Raw genomic sequence first — 16,893 nt, forward strand, 5'->3', positions numbered from 1 at the left:
AACCCTGCGGTCTGTTAGGCCGCAGGGTTTTTTGTTTCAGGATCTTTTGACTTCGCGGGCCAATGCGCAGAACGCTTCTAAAGGCACTTGTTCCGCACGTTCAGTGGGTTTGATCCCGGCGGTTATCAGGCGGTCTTCGATATCGGGTGCGACGCCTTTCAGTGAAGCCCGCAGCATCTTGCGGCGCTGATTAAATGCGGCGGCAACCACGCGGGACAGGGTGGCAGGGTCAGCCGGATATCGTGGTTGCGGCAGGGCGGTTAGGTGGACCACAGCGCTTGATACCTTGGGGGGCGGGGTGAACGCGCCGGGTGGCAGTGACATGGCGATGCGCGCGTCGGCCCGCCATTGGGCAAGGATGGCCAAGCGGCCATAGGCTTTTCCGCCGGGCTGGGCGACGATCCGTTCCGCCACTTCGCGCTGAAACATCAGGGTCAGGCTTTGCCAGAACGGAGGCCATTGCGGCGGGGTCAGCCAGCGGACCAGCAACTCGGTGCCGACATTGTAGGGCAGGTTCGCCGCCACACGGATCGGAGGGGTCAGATGCGTAAGCGGATCAATCTCAAGCGCGTCACCGTTGATGACCTCAAGCTTGCCGGGATAGGCGGCGCCGATGTCATTCAGGGCAGCGATACAGCGGGTGTCTTTTTCAACTGCAACAACCTTGCGCGCACCTTCTGAAAGTAGCCCACGGGTCAGCCCGCCGGGGCCGGGGCCGATTTCCAGAACATCGCATTCCGCAAGATCTCCGGCCTGCCGCGCGATCTTGGCGGTCAGGTTCAGATCCAGCAAAAAGTTCTGGCCCAGCGACTTGCGAGCCGAGAGTTGATGCGAGGCGATAACCTCGCGCAGAGGAGGAAGGTTGTCGATAGTGCTCATGATCCGATCACCGTGGCGCGGTTTGATAGGAGAGTGCCAGAGAATTTTTACCTCTGGCCGGGATATTTTCAGCCTGCTGAAGGATCAAGAGCTTTGTGCCATCTGCTGGGCAAGTTTCAGCGCTTCGATCAGGCTGGTGGGGTTTGCAAGGCCTTGTCCCGCAATGTCCAATGCAGTCCCGTGATCGGGTGAGGTTCGGATAAATGGTAGGCCTAGGGTAACGTTCACACCGCGATCGAAATCCAGCGTCTTGATCGGAATCAGAGCCTGATCGTGATACATGGCGATGGCGGCGTCATAGCGCGCGCGCGCTGCGGCGTGGAACAATGTATCCGCGGGGTGCGGGCCGGTTACGGTATACTCTTTGCGGGGCAGCTCCGCGATCAGCGGCGCAATCCAGTCCAGTTCTTCTTGTCCCATCTTGCCGCCTTCACCGGCATGCGGGTTGAGGCCCGCGACGGCTATCCGCGGGGTGGCAATACCGAACTGTGATTGTAGTCCCTGGGCGGTGATTTCGATGGTTTCCCGCAAAAGCTCGGGCGTAAGCTCGCAAGGAACGCGTGAGAGCGGGATGTGGATGGTTGCTGGTACAACGCGCAGCTGGTCGCTCGCCAGCATCATCACAACACGTTGGGACCCAGCCAAGGCGCCCAGAAATTCAGTATGGCCGGGGAATGAGAAACCTGCCCCGTCGATAAGTGCTTTCTTGTGGATCGGTGCGGTACATAGCGCCGATGCAGAACCGGACTGAACCAGCGCCACGCCGGTTTCAATGGCAGTGACAACTGATCTGGCGTTGGCTGGATTAGGGTGCCCAGACCGGTTGGGGGCTGGAAAGTCCAGTTGCAGTACGGGCAGGGCAGAGCCACAGATCTCGACCGCCTGAGAGGCGTCGCTGATCTGTACCGACGGTGTCTCGGGCGGCAAATGCGCGGCATCGCCAATATAGAAGAAAGGGCAGGTGGTTCTAAGGCTGGCCCAGGCTTTTGCGGCGATCTCGGGCCCAATTCCGGCCGGGTCGCCGCAGCTGAGCGCGATTGGCTTCATTGTTCAACAATAGTTGCGTCGGCACGCATTTGCCCCAACAGGCTTTCTGCAAGTGTTTGCAGCCTTTGCTGGGTCAGAGCATTGGCGACATCTGCACGCGTTGTCTCTTCGCCAAGGTTGCGGGTACGTGTGCACAACATCACAAAAGCCAGTGTTTGGCCGTTGTTACGGGTCAACGTGGTTGAAACTTCGTTCAGGTCCAGTTTGGCTAGTTCCAATGCGATATCGCGCGGGATTTCCGACGGTTTGCTGACATTCCGCTCTAAGACTTCTGCTGGCTTGTTTTGCACGATACCGTACAGATCATCGCAAGTGTCTATTTCTTCTTTCAGCTTTTCGGCTGCGGCCAGTGTTTCCGCGCTACGACCACCGGGCATGTAATAGACAGCATAGTCGATCTCGGAATAGGTGGGCGTACTCGCAGCGGTCTCACGCAAACCGCGCATCTGAAACAGTGCAACGGCATTGGGCAGCGGAATGGGCTGGGTGATGTCACCATTTTTGAGCCCGATGATGACCGGCTGCAGCGCCGGGGGCAGATCGGTCAAGTTCAACCAGTCAAGGCGCCCCCCATTGGTGCGAGTTCCGGCCGCCGAGTACTGTGTTGCGGCGGTTGAAAAGGAATCATAGCCCTCGATCAAGGCGATCTCTTCGGCCAGCAGTTGAACCTGTGGCAGGTTTTGTTGGTTCACAGGAATAATGATTTCCGAAAGAAGGACTTGCAGGCCACCACTTCCAGATTGTCCAAGTGCGCGATTGATCTCGTCTTCCGATGGTCTCGCCTGCGACAGAAAACGCGCGCTGACGAATTCACGCCAGGAAATCTGATCCTCGATGAAATCCCGAACCGTCTCACGGTCAACACCGGCATCCGCCAGAAGCTGCAGGAATTCGTCGCTCGAAAGCTGACCGCGGGCTGCAAATTGGTCTATTCCAACCTGAACGTCTTCGGGGGCGACCACGATTCCAGCGTCGCGCATCGCCTGTTTGCGCAGGCGGTCGTCTATCAGAGCTTTGCGCACGTCTTCCTCGGTTGCGCCGGGAACACCCAGAATCGACAGGAATTGCAGGCGCTGTTCCAGCTCATACCAGGTCACGATGTCTTGATTGACCTTTATGGCAGGCGAGAACAGGTTCTGCGCCACTGCCTTTACAGGTGCTATGGCAATCGAAACTGCAACCAGTGCCGGAGCAACCAGCCCGATATGGCTGGAACGAAAGAAACGTGAAAAACCTGTTATCAACTGCATCTTCTCTTGTACTGTTTGCCGCCACCTTCGACAGAATATCCTGTCAGAGCTACGGTAAAGCCGAATTCGGTCGAAGGCTCAATACTTGATGACGAGGTATAGCGCCTGCTGACCGACATGTTAACCTGAACACACTCGTTCCGGTACGTGATACCCAACCCATATCTGATCGGTTCAGATTCGCTCAGGTCATACCGCGCCTGAGCACGGGTTTGCCAGTTCTGATCGATGTCGTACCGCCCGCGCAACCAGATCTCAGAAATCTCATCGTCGACATTTTCTGCGGGATCGGGTTCTTGCCAGACATAGCTTCCGCTGAGGGCCGTTGTTTCCTTTTGCCATGCTGCACGCAGCTCGGCCTTGGCAAAGCTGAAATCTCCGTTCACCAAACCTCGCCCGGCCAGAGACCACCCGTTGGGCGTTTCAAGTTGTCCGGCGATCAACACATCGGACGATGTGCCCTGAAGGCCCGATGTAAGGTTAAAGTCGGGATCAGCATCCGCACGAAAGACCTGACCGATCGTGGCACGCGCTTGCCAGCCCCTGGAGCCATAACGCGCCCAATTCATCCCAACAACGCCGCTGACCCCATCTTCGCGCCTGTCCTCGGCAGGGAATCGGGACAGGGATAACAGGTTACCCTGGTCAAACTCCTGAAACGTACTTTCGTCGATAGGAACATCATTGTCGGAGACATGCGTCCACCCGATCTGCGCGATGGGTTCCAGCAACTGGGTTGCGCCCGACGCCTCGCGGCGAGTCATTGGAAGGCGCAGCGTCAGTGCGGCGCGCGGGGTCGTGCGGGTCACCTGATCGGGATAGGCGCTGTCGTGGCGAATATTGAACGTGTCGATTGACGCGCCTACTTGGGCATCTGCACGTAGCCCCCAGCCCAGTATCCAGCTGCGCAGCCATTCGGTATCGAAGGTCGCTCGGGCAACATCGCGCCCGATAACGTCCTCATTGCTCGTTCTTTCATGGGCATGGCCGATGAAAGCCATCCGCACCTCTCCTCCGACAGCTGCCGGGAAGAAGCGTTTGCGATAGTTCAGGTCGAAGATGCGAGAAGGAATCTGATCCTGATCCTCGCTATCTCGCAAGGTTTTATAGTGGTTTAGGCTGGTCCGGAAAGCGGTATCGCGCTTGATCCTTTCCAGGGCAATTTCGCTGCGCAGACGGTCAAAGTTGGGCAGGCCGTAATCAGCCAGATAGGAATCGTCGGACGTGGTTCGAATGTTGAAGGTCAGGCGATAGTCGTCCGGCAGATCAAACCAACCGTTGGTAAAGAAATATCCGCGCGCCTCGTCCCGTTGAAGGTCATCGCGAGTATGCGCGCCTTCGATTTTGATCCGTCCGTTCTTAAAGGCCTGACGATAGCGATAGCCCAGAGTTCTGGTCTTGCCGGAAAGGTAAGGTGTCAGCGTGAGGTCCTTGTGATCTCCAAGCTTGAAGAAATAGGGAACCTTTATGCCTGTGCCCAACTGCGAGGTGGTGCGGACCGATGGGACCAAAAAACCAGTCGCCCGGTCCAGCGTTGGATCGGGAAGACGCAGGTAAGGGAAATAGAAGACCGGCACATCCAGCACCCGGAATTGCGCACCTTCGAAATAGAGCTGTCGTTCCAACTGATCATGGGTCACCTTGCGGGCACGGATTTGCCAGAGCGGTGGCCGCCCATCCGTGCAGACATGGCAAGACGTCGCCGAGACTTTGCTGAACTGGGTGTATCTGCCGCCAGCACGTGTCGCCTGCACCGAGGCAATTTGCACCTGTTGGTCGAACACCATTCGGGCGCCGATCAAAAGGCCGTTGAGCAAACCCCGGTCGAGTTCTCCGGAATCCGCCAGAACTGTCGTTCGATTGCCCTGATCAATCCGGATCGGTCCTTCCAGTGTAAGCTCACCGCTTTCGCGGTCGTACAAAATCCGACTGGCCGTCATTTTGACGTCACCCTGAAACGCTTCGACATTGCCCTCTGCGATCAGCACACGCTCTGGGGTTATGAAAATCTTGTCGGCGACAAGTAAGGCTGGTGGCTCTTGCTGGGACGCGTCCGTCGTTTGATCCTGTTCCGGCAAAGTCTGGGCCAGGACACCCGAAGGCAAAGACAATGCAACCGCACCCGAGAGCAATAGCAGAGCGAATTTGCGCATCAGCCATCCTCCGCGTGCAACAGCAGGCCAAGAGAAAGAAGGATGGCTGCAAATGGCGGGGCCCAGGCTGCAACGAAGATAGGCAACTGACCGTTTTCTCCCAATATTTGCGCGAAATTACGGACGAAATAGATGGCGAAGCCCAGTAACACGGCCGTCAGCACCGCTATTCCGGTGCCGCCGAACCGGACATGCCGCATGGTAAAGGCCGCGCCAATCAAGACCATTGCGACCAGAAACAGAGGTCTTGCCAGTTGGACCTGAAACCAGACCTCGTATTGCTTGGTCGAAAAGCCCGCCTCGCGCAGGTCTCGGATCAACTGGGGCAAATCGTAGACTGACATCGAATCCTGGTTGGCCAGCCTGTCCAGAATGCGCTGACGTGTCAGGGTGGTCGGAATCTCCAGACGATCATGCTCTTTCGAGCCAGCTTCGGGATTGATGCCGTTCATAAGCGGCCAGATCTTGGCATCCTGTAAAACCCAAAAACCGTCTTCCAACTTGGCCTGTTTGGCAGAGATTTGGCGTGTCGGCTGACCAATCGCGTCGAATGTTATTATGGTGACGTCCTTCAACAGCAGGGTGTTACCGTTGGACGTTCGGCGCGCGTGGACAACCGATTGGCCCTCTTCTGTAGCTTGCCGTAACCACAAACCCTCACTGCTGATCGAAAGAGCTGAGCTGGTGCGGTTACGGTAGGAATCGGAAAGCCGTTGGAATTCTTCGGAAGTTGCGGCAGCAAACGGGTTAAGCACCGCAACCGCCAAGGCTCCGATCAACAGGGCCAAAGTTACAGGTGCAAGCAGGACGCGAATTCCAGATCGCCCGATCGAGCGCGTCACCACCAATTCCGAGCTGCGCGCCAATCCGATGAACAACGCAATCGTGGACAGGATGATCAGCAGGGGCAGCATCTCACCGATGGCGGCGGGCGTATTCAATAGGGTCAGATACAAAAGCCGGCCAAATGACAGATCGACCTCATCAAAGCGCCGTACCTGTTCAATCAGATCGATCAGAATCATCAGCGTCAAAAAGATACAGCCAATGACCAGAAAGCTCTGGGTGAACCGGCGGGCAAAATATCGATCCAGGATCACAAACGCGCCCCCGGCATCACTGCGTTGCCTGCAGCGGGGGCCTTGAAGTTAAGAGAATCAGCGGTACATGCGCCAGCGCGCAACGGCCTATGCCTGCCCCGATTTGCCAATTCGCCCTCCCGCTCTCCGACCCTGCCGGAACTTTTTCCGCGACTGTAATGCAAATGCCCGGCGGGGAAAACTGCTATCTGGTCAATGCGGTCGCCGCGGGCTAGGTCTTGGGAAACAGATTTTCAGGAGTTCCCAATGAGCAGTCTTGTTCCAATTCAGTTTAAGGCTTTTGACGTGGACGTGATGGCGCAGACCAAAGGGCGCGTCGTGATTATTGTCTCGGATGAAGGCAAGATGAACCCAGCCGCACGCCGCGCCAACCGTCTGACCCGGGGCGCAGTCGCGCGACTTGTCGAAAGCGACCGGTTCGAAAAGGTGAAATCCGGCGATGTAGTCTCTCTTGCCTGGCCAGGCGGAATGGCCGCTGAAGCGCTTGATATTCTCGTGCTGTCGCGCCGTGCCGATGCTGCAGAGGCGCGCAAGGCCGGGGCGAAGCTGGCCAAATTGTCTGATCACCAGCCCTTGTTGGTCATGGCCGGAAATCAGGCTCGGACCGAAGAACTGGCATTGGGGATCGTTTTGCGCAGCTATGATTTCGATGCCCATAAAACCCGAGATTCGGATGAAGCCGGACCAGTAACAATCAGTCATCAAAAACATGATGAAGTCGAAGCCGCATTCGCACCGCTGTATGCGATTGCCGATGGTGTCCGGATGACTCGGGATCTGACCAATGAACCCGCCAATGTGCTGACGACGACCGAATTCGCAGATCGTTTGTCCGAAATGAAGGCGCTTGGCCTGGACGTCGAAGTGCTCGACGAAGACAAACTGGCCGAATTGGGTATGCGCACCTTGTTAAGCGTCGGGCAGGGCTCGGTCAGCCCGTCGAAGGTTGTGGTGATGCAGTGGAATGGGGGCGACAAGGATGATGCGCCGCTGGCACTGGTGGGTAAGGGCGTCGTGTTTGACACTGGCGGCATTTCCTTGAAACCCGCCGCAGGTATGGAAGACATGACCATGGACATGGGCGGTGCAGGTGTGGTCGCAGGCACCATGCGGGCGCTGGCCAAGCGCAGGGCCAAAGCCAATGTCGTGGGCCTTGTCGGGCTGGTAGAGAATATGCCTTCGGGCAATGCCACGCGTCCCGGCGATGTCGTCAAGTCGATGAAGGGCGACACGGTCGAGGTCATCAATACCGACGCCGAGGGCCGTTTGGTCCTGTGTGATGTGATGTGGTACGCGCAAGAGCGGTTTGCCCCCGTGGGCATGATCGACCTGGCAACATTGACCGGCGCGATCATCATTGGGCTTGGGCATGAGAATGCCGGTGTCTTTTCGAACAATGACACGTTCTGCAACGCCTTCCTAAAGGCTGCCGGGGCCGAGGATGAGGGCGCATGGCGGATGCCGCTGGGCAAAGCCTATGACGAGCAGCTGAAATCGCGCATCGCCGATATGAAGAATGTCGGTGGACGACCTGCCGGATCCATCACTGCTGCGCAGTTCCTGCAGCGGTTCGTGAAGGACGAAACCCCCTGGATCCATCTGGACATTGCTGGGGTGGCTTCGATTGCAACCGAGACATCCTATGCGCCCAAAGGGGCCACCGGTTGGGGTGTCCGCGCACTGAGCCGGTTCGTGCAGGACAATTTCGAATAATCCAATGGGCGCCGTTTTTTTCTATCACCTGACCCGCCAACCGCTGGAAAACACCTTGCCCGTGTTGCTGGACAAGGCGCGGCAGGCCGGGTGGAAGATAGCCGTGCGGGGAACTGATCCCGCACGGATGGATTGGTTGGACGAAAAGCTGTGGCAGGGCCCCGAGGAAGGGTTCCTGCCACATGGCCGCACCGGGGGGCCGCATGACAGGGACCAGCCCATATTGCTGACGACAGGGGCCGAGGCCGCAAATGATCCGGCTTGCGTGATGGCTGTTGATGGTGCCGCGGTTGAACCCGAGGAAGTGAACGCGCTGGAACGCGTGTGCATCCTGTTCGATGGGAATGATGATCAGGCTCTCCAACATGCCCGCGGGCAATGGAAAACACTGACCGGGGCGGGCTGTTCGGCGCAATATTGGTCCGAGGAATCGGGCCGGTGGGAAAAAAAAGCCGAGGCATAGGGCCTCCGCAGATTTCAGGAGAATGAGCGATGGAAATGAAGCCCCTGGGCCGTACTGGAATCATGGTGACAGACCTGTGTCTGGGTACGATGACATTTGGTACGCAGACATCCGAGGCCGACGCGCATACTCAGATGGACATGGCACTTGATGGGGGCATTAATTTTGTCGATGCCGCCGAGATGTATCCGGTGAATCCCATCTCGAAAGAGACGGTGGGCCGGACCGAAGAAATTCTGGGCAACTGGAACGCCGTCAACCCGTCACGGCGTGGTGAATATGTTCTGGCAACCAAGCATTCTGGGGCAGGGTTCGCACATGCGCGCGATGGCGCACCGATTTCACCGCAGACAATCCCCGAGGCGGTCGAAGGTTCCTTGCGCCGACTGCAAACGGATTGCATCGACCTTTATCAGTTTCACTGGCCGAACCGCGGCAGCTATATGTTCCGGCAAAACTGGACCTATGCGCCTTCGGGGCACAATACCGATGAGGTTCTGGACAATATGCACGAGTGCCTTGTTGCCCTGAAGGAACAGGTCAACAAAGGAAATATCCGAGCGTTTGGCCTTTCGAACGAAAGCGCTTGGGGCACCGCTCAGTGGTTGCGGATCGCCGAAGCCACCGGCACGCCCCGCGTGGCATCGGTTCAGAATGAGTATTCTTTGATGTGCCGGCATTTCGACACCGATATGGCCGAGCTGAGCGCGCATGAGGATGTGGGGCTGATGGCCTTTTCACCGCTTGCCGCCGGATTTTTGACCGGGAAATACCAAAACGGCATGGTGCCCGAGGGTTCGCGGATGTCATTGGTGCCTGAGGTGGGTGGACGTCATCGCAGACGGGCATTTGAGGCGGTTGCGGCCTATCTAGAGATCGCTGACCGCCACGATCTGGACCCGGTCCATATGGCGCTGGCCTGGTGCCGGACGCGGCCCTTCATGATGTCGGCCATTTTCGGCGCGACAACGGTGGCGCAGCTTGGGCATATTCTCGACGGTAAGGAACTTCGCCTTTCTGGGGAAATTCTGACTGAAATCACCGAAGCGCATCGCGCGCATCCTATGCCGTTTTAGGGACGCTGGCCTCGTCTCCGCAGGCGGAGCCTCCCCCGAGGTATTTCAGCCAGATGAAGCAGATCCGCTTAGTGATGGCTGGGTTGTGTCCTGTCTTGCCTCAGGTCCCGGGCCGAAAGGCCGTGCGCTGTGCGAAAGGCACGGGAAAAGCTGGATTGCGAGGCGAAACCCGTCGCCAGAGCCACATCCATCAGTGACATATCGGTGTCCGTCACCAATCTGCGCGCCTCGGCCAGTCGGAGCTGCAGGTAATGGTCCTGCGGCGTGGTGTTCAGGCGCAGGCGGAATTGCTGTTGCAGGGTGCGTGAACTGGTGCCCAGGGTTTCGGCGATATCTGCCAATGGCATAGGGTCGTCCAGTGCGGATTGCATCAGCGTATTGGCTTTGGCGGTCAAAGCTGTGTGGCGGTGCGGCGCACCGGTGCGGCTTTGTGGTTTTGTGGGATCAGGCGCACCGTCATAGAGGAACAGACCCGAGACGCGGGCGGCAAATCCGGCGCCATGGCGGGCGGCGATGATATGCAGCATCATCTCGACCGCTGGGATCGCCCCGCCCGAGGTCAGGCGGCCTTCAGAAACGGTAAACCGGTCAGGGCGCACGTCCACTTCGGGGAAGCGGGCAGAGAAGTTCTCCAAATCTTCCCAATGGGTGGTGGCGGCGTGGCCGTCCAGCAGGCCTGCCTCGGCCAGCAGCCAAGGACCGCCATCAATACCTGCCATTGTGGCGCCGGTCTTGGCGATGCGGCGTAGGCCGGCCAGCAGGCTGGGTGTGGCATGGCGGGCCAGTTGGAACCCGGCAACGACAATCATCAGATCGCAGGATTGCAGCCGGGCCAAAGGTACACCCGGAACCGAAAGCGCACTGGTCAGCATGGCCGGTTCAGCAGTGGCTGTCACATAATCCCAATCAAATGCCGGACGATCCGCCAACCGATTGGCGGCACGCATTGGATCAACGGCCGACGCAAAGCTGAGCGTGTTGCATTCGTCCAGCACCAGCACAGCCGTTTTCAGGGCACGATGTTCGGGCTGCAATATGTTTTTTGCGGATTTCATCAAGTTCGATTCGCATTCTGACAAGTGTTTGACCAAAGCTGCGCCAAACTCGGGGGCGAAAGCAAATCGAAATCCGTGGAGAAGCCTGGGGAAAACTCAGGGTTAACCGGGTATAAGCTGGGGAGAACGCCATGCCTTTGGAAATGAACCGCGACGTCTTCATTACATGCGCCGTCACAGGCTCGGGTGGGACGCAGGATCGCAGCCCGCATGTGCCGCGTTCGCCAAAGCAGATCGCCGACAGCGCGATAGCTGCAGCCAAGGCAGGGGCAGCGGTGGTGCATTGCCATGTGCGCGACCCTGAGACCGGAGCGCCTTCGCGTGATCTGGCACTGTATCGTGAGGTCACAGATCGCATTCGCGATGCCGAGGTCGACGCCGTGCTGAACCTGACTGCTGGCATGGGTGGCGACATGGTGTTTGGCGGTATCGAAAACCCGCTGCCGCTGGCCGAGGCGGGAACCGATCTGGTTGGCGCGACCGAGCGTGTGGCCCATGTGGCCGAATGCCTGCCGGAAATCTGCACCCTCGACTGCGGCACCATGAATTTTGCCGAGGCCGATTATGTGATGACCAACACCCCGGGTGCGTTGCGCGCGATGGGCCAGATGATGACCGATCTGGGGGTAAAGCCCGAGATTGAGGCCTTTGATACCGGTCATCTGTGGTTCGCCAAGCAGCTGGTGAAAGAGGGCGTTCTGGAGCCGAACGCTCTGGTTCAGCTGTGCATGGGCGTGCCGTGGGGCGCGCCGGATGATCTGAACACCTTCATGGCGATGGTGAACAACGTGCCGGACGACTGGACCTTCAGCGCCTTTTCACTGGGTCGGAACGAGATGGCCTATGTGGCCGCCTCGGTTCTGGCGGGCGGCAATGTACGGGTCGGGTTGGAGGACAACCTGTGGCTGGACAAAGGCGTGCTGGCCGAGAACTGGCAACTGGTTGAACGCGCGGGCAGCATCATCGAGAACATGGGTGCGCGCGTGATTGGCCCCGCAGAAGTGCGTGAGAAGCTGGGCTTGGTAAAGCGGGCGCCGAAAAGCTAGGCGCGCCATGTTCCGCCGAGTTCTTTCATGGGTAGTTGGATGTTTGCTCGTTGGATTGATTCCAACGTGTGGCTTGGTAGACAATGAGGGCTTTCGAGCACGTCAATTTAATATTCAACCCGTCGAAGCGGTGAACTGGTCGATCTTTGATGAACCGTATTTTGAGGTTGCTGCGTCCAGACGCAAAAGCAAGGGCAAGCAGCGGCTTTTTGTGAGGCTTGAGGGACAGCCATACCCTAGCTATCAATTGCGTGACCCGGACCGGACCGAATGTTTTGGGTACATCGCAGGAGCAAGTGATTGCTTTGAAAACCACCTGAGCGTGCCTACCCGGCGATCCGAGTCTGCACTTGAATATGACATCACTGCCGCAAGCCCCACAAAGTTTCACATCATCTACGTGGGTGACGGGGAGCAGATGGTTGTATTGGCCCGCCCAGATAGGTCGTTTGCAGTTGTACTGAGCAGAGATTTAACGATCACACAAAATCAACTGACGATTGCGCGTGACGTACTGAGCGAAAATGGGTTTGACCCTCAAGAGTTGAAAGTAGTGAAGTGATGACAAAAACAGCAGCAATCATTGGCGGCGGAGTTATCGGCGGCGGATGGGCCGCGCGGTTCCTGCTGAACGGTTGGAACGTTCGGGTATTCGACCCGGACCCGGAAGCCGAGCGTAAGATCGGAGAAGTTTTGGACAATGCGCGCCGCTCGTTGCCGGGGTTAAGCGATGTGCCTTTGCCTCCCGAGGGGGCGCTATCGTTTAATGATGACATGGCCGATGCAGTGCAGGGTGCCGAGTGGATTCAGGAAAGCGTGCCGGAACGTCTGGACCTGAAGCTGAAAGTTTACAAGGGCTTGCAAGAGGCTTGTGATCCTGGTGCGATCATCGGGTCCTCAACCAGCGGGTTCAAGCCGTCAGAGTTACAGGAGGGCGCGCTGCGCCCCGAACAGATCGTGGTGACGCATCCGTTCAACCCGGTCTACCTGCTGCCGCTGATCGAACTGGTGCCAACTGGAGCGAACCCGCCGGAGATGATCGAACGGGCGCAAGAGGTCCTGAAATCGGTCGGGTTCTTCCCGCTGCACGTCAAGAAAGAGATCGACGCGCATATCGCTGATCGGTTCCTTGAGGCCGTCTGGCGCGAGGCGCTGTGGCTGGTCAAGGACGGCGTCGCCACGACCGAGGAAATCGACGAAGCGATCCGTATGGGGTTTGGCATCCGTTGGGGGCAGATGGGTCTGTTCGAAACCTATCGTGTCGCCGGCGGCGAGGCCGGGATGCGGCATTTCATGGCGCAGTTCGGCCCGGCACTGAAATGGCCCTGGACCAAGCTGATGGATGTGCCCGAATTCACTGACGAGCTTGTCGATCTGATTGCGGATCAGTCAGATGCGCAATCCGGCATGCATTCGATCCGCGAGCTGGAGCGTATCCGCGACAACAACCTTGTGGGCATGATGCGCGCACTCAAGGCGCAGAACTGGGGCGCGGGGGCGGTGCTGAACCAGCATGATGCTCTGCTGAAATCGGGTGCGCTGCCATCATTGGAGCAAGCGGATCTGAGCCAACCGATCCTGACTCTGTCCCGTGCGGTGCCTTTGGATTGGACCGATTACAACGGCCATATGAACGAAGCCAAGTATCTTGAGGCTTTTGCCGACGCCACTGACCGGTTCATGGAGATCATCGGCTGCGATATGGAATATATCTCGTCCGGGGGCAGCTATTTCACTGCGGAAAACCACATTCGTTACATGAATGAGGTCCATGCGGGTGCAAAGATCGAGGTGCGCACCCAGATGCTGTTGGGGCAGGGCAAGAAACTGCACGTGTTCCACAGCATGTATAGCGGTGAGACGCTGCTGGCGACCGGGGAGAGCTTTTTGCTGCATGTCAGCCTGGAAACACGCCGCCCCAGCCCGCCATCGCCCAGCATTGAGGCCGCCATGGCCCGCATCGCCGAAGCGCAGGCCGGATTGCCTTATCCCGAAGGGGCCGGGGTTGCGATCCGGAAACCCTCATGACCTGCCGGGTGTTGGTGACGGCTGGCGCTTCGGGTGTTGGTCGGGCTATGGCAGAGGCGTTTGATGCGGCCGGGTATGATGTCTGGATCACAGATATTGATCGGGCGGCGCTAGATGGCGTGCCGGATCATTGGACAGCCCACCATGCTGACGTGTCGGATGAGGGTGATATGCATGCCGTGTTCGCCGCGATTTCTGATGCGGGTGGTCTGGATTCGCTCTGCGCCAATGCGGGAATTGCCGGGCCAACCAGCGCTATCGAGGATATTGACCTCAAGGACTGGCGGGGGTGCGTTGCGGTCAATCTGGACGGGGCGTTTCTGGCCGCCAAATATGCCGCGCCTATGATGAAATCTGCCGGTGCCGGCAGCATCATCCTGACCTCATCCACGGCGGGGCAATACGGCTATCCTTTTCGGGCGCCCTATGCCGCGGCCAAATGGGCGGTGATCGGATTGATGAAAACACTGGCGATGGAGCTTGGTCCCCACGGCGTCCGCGCCAATGCGATTTGTCCCGGCGCGGTGGAGGGCCCAAGGATGGAAGGCGTTCTGGCACGCGAGGCGGCGACCAAAGGCATGAGCCGGGACGAGGTCTATCAGGGCTATGCCTCGGGCACGTCCATGGGTCGTTTCGTCGAAGCGCAGGACATCGCCAATATGGCTGTCTTTCTGGCCTCTGGCGCGGCGCGGTTGGTGTCGGGTCAGGTGATCGCGGTGGATGGTCACACGGTCAATCCCGACCCGAAACTGTAACCTAGCCCTGGTTGGGGCCTCGGATCTGGCGGATGGTCTGACGAACGGCTTGCCAATCGCGGGCTTGCTGAGCGTTCCCGGCAGCCTCGCATTCGCGCATTTTCATTGCGGCTTCTGCCTCGGCCTGGTCACCGTGCGCCGTGTATAAAGCCCGTGCATATTGGGCTGTTTTCAGTGCGTCCATTCCTGTGGTCCTCCGTCTGTGGTCGGAATGCCCGAAAGTTCGCGCCCGGTGACGATACCACAGGTTGTACGGGGATGCATCACATGTCGCGGGAAATCGCTGCTCTGAGCTGTTGCAGGTGCTCTGGAAAGTCCCGCGCAGTCACGACCGCCTCGCGAACCAGAGTGTCGAAATGGCGGCTGAAAATTTCAATCCGGTCGCGATCGCGAAAGGCCATGTAATGGCTTCCTGCGTAAAACACGCAAAGAAGGGGACCGAAAATCGTTACGGGAGCCGAATACAGCCGTTTGGCATCAAACAGATAGATGCGCAGCCGTGGGTAGAGCTGTTCACACAACTCCAAAAGGTGGTCAATCTGATCCAGCCGCTTGCGAAGGCTAAGACCTTGATAATAGCCGGTTGCATGCGCAAAGCTGTCGATTTCGTACATCGGCATTGCGATCTCGTAATCGGACTGGGCGCTGCGCATCCAGGTCAGTCGATCTTCGGACGCACCTATGGCCTGATCTGCCGTGCGCCCCAGATGCGGTGCGTATTCCCATTCCAGAACGGTGCGGGTCTTGAGCATGTCGGGCAAGGTCGCAGGAACATATCTGATTTTGTAACCCGCTGCCTCTTGGTGCCACTCGAATATGCGCTCATCTACCAGGGCGCGGGGGGCCTCAGTCATGCTCAGCGACAAAGCCAGCAACTCGGCCGCGCTTTCCGGCCGGTCAGACAGGCTCAGCAACCAGTCCGCCGAAACACCCAATGCCGTCGCGCAGCTTCCGACAACATGGGCATTCGGCAACCGTGCCCCGTGATCGGTCAACAGTTGCGATACGGTTGAGCGGTCAACACCGATCTGGCGCGCGAAGGCGCTTCGGCTGATTTGGCGTTCTTCCATTGCGCGGGCCAGGCGCAAACGGAATTGAGCGGCGCGGTCGCGTTTGTCGATTTTATCCTGCATGTGGTGATAAATATCACGTTTGATGAGTTTTGTTAATCATATTCAGAATGTTCAACCTAAGCGGCGGGCCGTATTTCTTAAGCCATAACAATATTATGGGTGACGGAATGGAAACACGACGCAGATCGGTCGTGAAGGCGGTTTTGTGGAACGTGATGGGCCTGATCATCATGTCGGTGGTTGGGCTGGTTGCGACAGGGTCCGCCGCGATTGGCGGAACTCTGGCCGTAGTAAACACGGCGATCGGGCTGACACTCTATGTGGTTTATGAGAGGGTCTGGGCGGGCATTTCGTGGGGGCGCAATGTCTGAGCGCCCGGGTCCGGAATGGGGCACTTTCACGCTGATGCTGGCCTGTTATGCTGCCTGGTTGGCCGTGATCTTCTTCCTGCCCATCTGGTTGGCGGTTCCAGTGATGGGCGCGGTGGCCGCGTTACATTCATCATTAACGCATGAGGCGCTGCATGGACATCCTTTTCGCGCCAGATGGCTGAACGAGGCGCTGATGGCGCTGCCCTTGACCTTATTCATCCCATATCAGCGGTTCCGAGACCTGCATTTGGCGCATCATCGGGATGCAACGCTGACCGACCCCTATGATGATCCTGAATCAAACTATCTGGACCCAAAAGTTTGGTCGGGGCTAGGTCACTGGCACAGGCGGTTGTTATCGGTGAACAATACTCTGTTGGGGCGGATCGTTTTGGGCCCTGCAATCGGGCAGGTTGCCTTTGTCAGGGACGAGTTGCGAGGGGCCGCGCGTGGCGAATGGGACATATTGCGCGCATGGGCTTTGCATATGGCAGGCGTGGTTGCGGTTATCTGGATCGTGACCTTGTCGCCCATGCCGGTCTGGGCCTATGTCCTGTCCGCGTATTTGGGGCTTGGCCTTGTCAAAATACGCACTTTTCTGGAACACCGTGCGCATGAAGATGTGGGGGCAAGAACCGTTATCATCGAAGATCGCGGGATACTGTCTTTTCTGTTTTTGAACAACAATTTACATGTAGTTCATCATCTGAACCCGCGTACCCCCTGGTATCAACTTCCGAAGATCTACCAGCAGGGTAAAGAGGGCTATCTGGCCACGAACAACGCCTATGTATACCCTTCATATGCCGATGTTTTCCGGGCGTATTTCTGGAAAGTAAAAGACCCGGTGGCGCATCCGCTCTGGCCAAAGGGTTGATTTGCGG

17 protein-coding genes are annotated in these 16,893 nt (G+C 58.0%); 9 read left to right on the forward strand and 8 right to left on the reverse strand.

Going from position 1 to position 16,893, the window contains the following annotated elements:
• Positions 1–36 precede the first annotated feature (36 nt).
• The 5 genes from rsmA to lptG all read right to left on the reverse strand — a co-directional run bounded on the left by rsmA (position 37) and on the right by lptG (position 6,429).
• Entirely contained in the window at positions 37–879 is an 843-nt protein-coding gene (gene rsmA, locus AC2FIZ_RS01785; protein WP_496790500.1) for a 16S rRNA (adenine(1518)-N(6)/adenine(1519)-N(6))-dimethyltransferase RsmA, read from the reverse strand.
• 84 nt (positions 880–963) lie between these two features.
• Positions 964–1,926 (reverse strand): 4-hydroxythreonine-4-phosphate dehydrogenase PdxA, encoded by a 963-nt coding sequence (pdxA, locus tag AC2FIZ_RS01790; protein ID WP_496688311.1) that lies wholly within the window; start codon positions 1,924–1,926, stop codon positions 964–966.
• The gene (locus AC2FIZ_RS01795; protein ID WP_496688309.1) at positions 1,923–3,176 is read right to left on the reverse strand and encodes a peptidylprolyl isomerase; all 1,254 of its coding nucleotides are present in this window, start codon (positions 3,174–3,176) and stop codon (positions 1,923–1,925) included. The genes pdxA and AC2FIZ_RS01795 overlap by 4 nt, the downstream gene beginning before the upstream one ends.
• Positions 3,167–5,329 (reverse strand): LPS-assembly protein LptD, encoded by a 2,163-nt coding sequence (locus AC2FIZ_RS01800; RefSeq protein ID WP_496688307.1) that lies wholly within the window; start codon positions 5,327–5,329, stop codon positions 3,167–3,169. Before AC2FIZ_RS01800 ends, AC2FIZ_RS01795 begins: the two co-directional genes overlap by 10 nt.
• Positions 5,329–6,429 (reverse strand): LPS export ABC transporter permease LptG, encoded by a 1,101-nt coding sequence (gene lptG / locus AC2FIZ_RS01805; protein ID WP_142633419.1) that lies wholly within the window; start codon positions 6,427–6,429, stop codon positions 5,329–5,331. The genes AC2FIZ_RS01800 and lptG overlap by 1 nt, the downstream gene beginning before the upstream one ends.
• Before the next feature lie 246 nt (positions 6,430–6,675).
• Here lptG and AC2FIZ_RS01810 point away from each other — a divergent pair, with 246 nt between their 5' ends.
• The 3 genes from AC2FIZ_RS01810 to AC2FIZ_RS01820 are packed head-to-tail and all read left to right on the forward strand — an operon-like array spanning position 6,676 to position 9,681.
• Positions 6,676–8,142, forward strand: a complete 1,467-nt coding sequence (locus AC2FIZ_RS01810; RefSeq protein WP_281971987.1) for a leucyl aminopeptidase — start codon at positions 6,676–6,678, stop codon at positions 8,140–8,142.
• A gap of 4 nt (positions 8,143–8,146) precedes the next feature.
• Positions 8,147–8,605 carry a DNA polymerase III subunit chi gene (locus tag AC2FIZ_RS01815; RefSeq protein WP_496790501.1) on the forward strand — a complete coding sequence of 153 codons (459 nt, stop codon included), beginning with the start codon at positions 8,147–8,149 and terminating at the stop codon, positions 8,603–8,605.
• A gap of 29 nt (positions 8,606–8,634) precedes the next feature.
• Positions 8,635–9,681 (forward strand): aldo/keto reductase, encoded by a 1,047-nt coding sequence (locus tag AC2FIZ_RS01820; protein ID WP_496790503.1) that lies wholly within the window; start codon positions 8,635–8,637, stop codon positions 9,679–9,681.
• A 68-nt stretch (positions 9,682–9,749) separates the two neighbouring features.
• Here the strand turns inward: AC2FIZ_RS01820 and AC2FIZ_RS01825 are convergent, their stop codons facing one another.
• Positions 9,750–10,736, reverse strand: coding sequence for a GlxA family transcriptional regulator (locus AC2FIZ_RS01825; RefSeq protein ID WP_142633426.1), 987 nt, complete (start codon positions 10,734–10,736; stop codon positions 9,750–9,752).
• Between the two features lie 131 nt (positions 10,737–10,867).
• Here AC2FIZ_RS01825 and bcoG point away from each other — a divergent pair, with 131 nt between their 5' ends.
• From bcoG to AC2FIZ_RS01845, 4 genes are read left to right on the forward strand one after another with little or no spacing between them, the layout of a single operon-like run.
• Positions 10,868–11,782, forward strand: a complete 915-nt coding sequence (gene bcoG, locus AC2FIZ_RS01830; RefSeq protein WP_496790505.1) for a 3-dehydrocarnitine:acetyl-CoA trimethylamine transferase BcoG — start codon at positions 10,868–10,870, stop codon at positions 11,780–11,782.
• 7 nt (positions 11,783–11,789) lie between these two features.
• Positions 11,790–12,344, forward strand: coding sequence for a lipocalin/fatty acid-binding family protein (locus tag AC2FIZ_RS01835; RefSeq protein WP_142633430.1), 555 nt, complete (start codon positions 11,790–11,792; stop codon positions 12,342–12,344).
• Entirely contained in the window at positions 12,344–13,810 is a 1,467-nt protein-coding gene (locus AC2FIZ_RS01840; RefSeq protein ID WP_281971988.1) for a carnitine 3-dehydrogenase, read from the forward strand. The genes AC2FIZ_RS01835 and AC2FIZ_RS01840 overlap by 1 nt, the downstream gene beginning before the upstream one ends.
• Positions 13,807–14,565 (forward strand): SDR family oxidoreductase, encoded by a 759-nt coding sequence (locus AC2FIZ_RS01845; RefSeq protein ID WP_142633434.1) that lies wholly within the window; start codon positions 13,807–13,809, stop codon positions 14,563–14,565. The genes AC2FIZ_RS01840 and AC2FIZ_RS01845 overlap by 4 nt, the downstream gene beginning before the upstream one ends.
• A 1-nt stretch (position 14,566) precedes the next feature.
• Here AC2FIZ_RS01845 and AC2FIZ_RS01850 read toward each other — a convergent pair whose 3' ends face one another.
• Together AC2FIZ_RS01850 and AC2FIZ_RS01855 are read right to left on the reverse strand one after the other, a co-directional pair.
• Positions 14,567–14,749 (reverse strand): hypothetical protein, encoded by a 183-nt coding sequence (locus AC2FIZ_RS01850; protein WP_142633436.1) that lies wholly within the window; start codon positions 14,747–14,749, stop codon positions 14,567–14,569.
• A gap of 79 nt (positions 14,750–14,828) precedes the next feature.
• A complete protein-coding gene (locus AC2FIZ_RS01855; protein WP_271947415.1) occupies positions 14,829–15,698 on the reverse strand; it encodes a helix-turn-helix domain-containing protein in 870 nt (289 codons plus the stop codon).
• Positions 15,699–15,805: 107 nt separating this feature from the next.
• On the opposite strand from AC2FIZ_RS01855, the gene AC2FIZ_RS01860 reads away from it, so the two are divergent.
• Together AC2FIZ_RS01860 and AC2FIZ_RS01865 are read left to right on the forward strand one after the other, a co-directional pair.
• Positions 15,806–16,009 (forward strand): DUF2061 domain-containing protein, encoded by a 204-nt coding sequence (locus AC2FIZ_RS01860; RefSeq protein ID WP_142635106.1) that lies wholly within the window; start codon positions 15,806–15,808, stop codon positions 16,007–16,009.
• On the forward strand, positions 16,002–16,886 hold the full coding sequence (locus AC2FIZ_RS01865; RefSeq protein ID WP_281994522.1) for a fatty acid desaturase: 885 nt from the start codon (positions 16,002–16,004) through the stop codon (positions 16,884–16,886). Before AC2FIZ_RS01860 ends, AC2FIZ_RS01865 begins: the two co-directional genes overlap by 8 nt.
• Positions 16,887–16,893: the final 7 nt, after the last annotated feature.

The sequence above is a fragment of the Ruegeria sp. CDSB022 genome (genome assembly GCF_059611145.1).

Bases quoted from the DNA above. Each gene is read 5' to 3' on its own strand.
- rsmA (WP_496790500.1), bottom strand. From the start codon at position 879: ATGAGCACTATCGACAACCTTCCTCCTCTGCGCGAGGTTATCGCCTCG.
- pdxA (WP_496688311.1), bottom strand. From the start codon at position 1,926: ATGAAGCCAATCGCGCTCAGCTGCGGCGACCCGGCCGGAATTGGGCCC.
- AC2FIZ_RS01795 (WP_496688309.1), bottom strand. From the start codon at position 3,176: ATGCAGTTGATAACAGGTTTTTCACGTTTCTTTCGTTCCAGCCATATC.
- AC2FIZ_RS01800 (WP_496688307.1), bottom strand. From the start codon at position 5,329: ATGCGCAAATTCGCTCTGCTATTGCTCTCGGGTGCGGTTGCATTGTCT.
- AC2FIZ_RS01810 (WP_281971987.1), top strand. From the start codon at position 6,676: ATGAGCAGTCTTGTTCCAATTCAGTTTAAGGCTTTTGACGTGGACGTG.
- AC2FIZ_RS01815 (WP_496790501.1), top strand. From the start codon at position 8,147: ATGGGCGCCGTTTTTTTCTATCACCTGACCCGCCAACCGCTGGAAAAC.
- AC2FIZ_RS01820 (WP_496790503.1), top strand. From the start codon at position 8,635: ATGGAAATGAAGCCCCTGGGCCGTACTGGAATCATGGTGACAGACCTG.
- AC2FIZ_RS01825 (WP_142633426.1), bottom strand. From the start codon at position 10,736: ATGAAATCCGCAAAAAACATATTGCAGCCCGAACATCGTGCCCTGAAA.
- bcoG (WP_496790505.1), top strand. From the start codon at position 10,868: ATGCCTTTGGAAATGAACCGCGACGTCTTCATTACATGCGCCGTCACA.
- AC2FIZ_RS01835 (WP_142633430.1), top strand. From the start codon at position 11,790: ATGTTCCGCCGAGTTCTTTCATGGGTAGTTGGATGTTTGCTCGTTGGA.
- AC2FIZ_RS01840 (WP_281971988.1), top strand. From the start codon at position 12,344: ATGACAAAAACAGCAGCAATCATTGGCGGCGGAGTTATCGGCGGCGGA.
- AC2FIZ_RS01845 (WP_142633434.1), top strand. From the start codon at position 13,807: ATGACCTGCCGGGTGTTGGTGACGGCTGGCGCTTCGGGTGTTGGTCGG.
- AC2FIZ_RS01850 (WP_142633436.1), bottom strand. From the start codon at position 14,749: ATGGACGCACTGAAAACAGCCCAATATGCACGGGCTTTATACACGGCG.
- AC2FIZ_RS01855 (WP_271947415.1), bottom strand. From the start codon at position 15,698: ATGCAGGATAAAATCGACAAACGCGACCGCGCCGCTCAATTCCGTTTG.
- AC2FIZ_RS01860 (WP_142635106.1), top strand. From the start codon at position 15,806: ATGGAAACACGACGCAGATCGGTCGTGAAGGCGGTTTTGTGGAACGTG.
- AC2FIZ_RS01865 (WP_281994522.1), top strand. From the start codon at position 16,002: ATGTCTGAGCGCCCGGGTCCGGAATGGGGCACTTTCACGCTGATGCTG.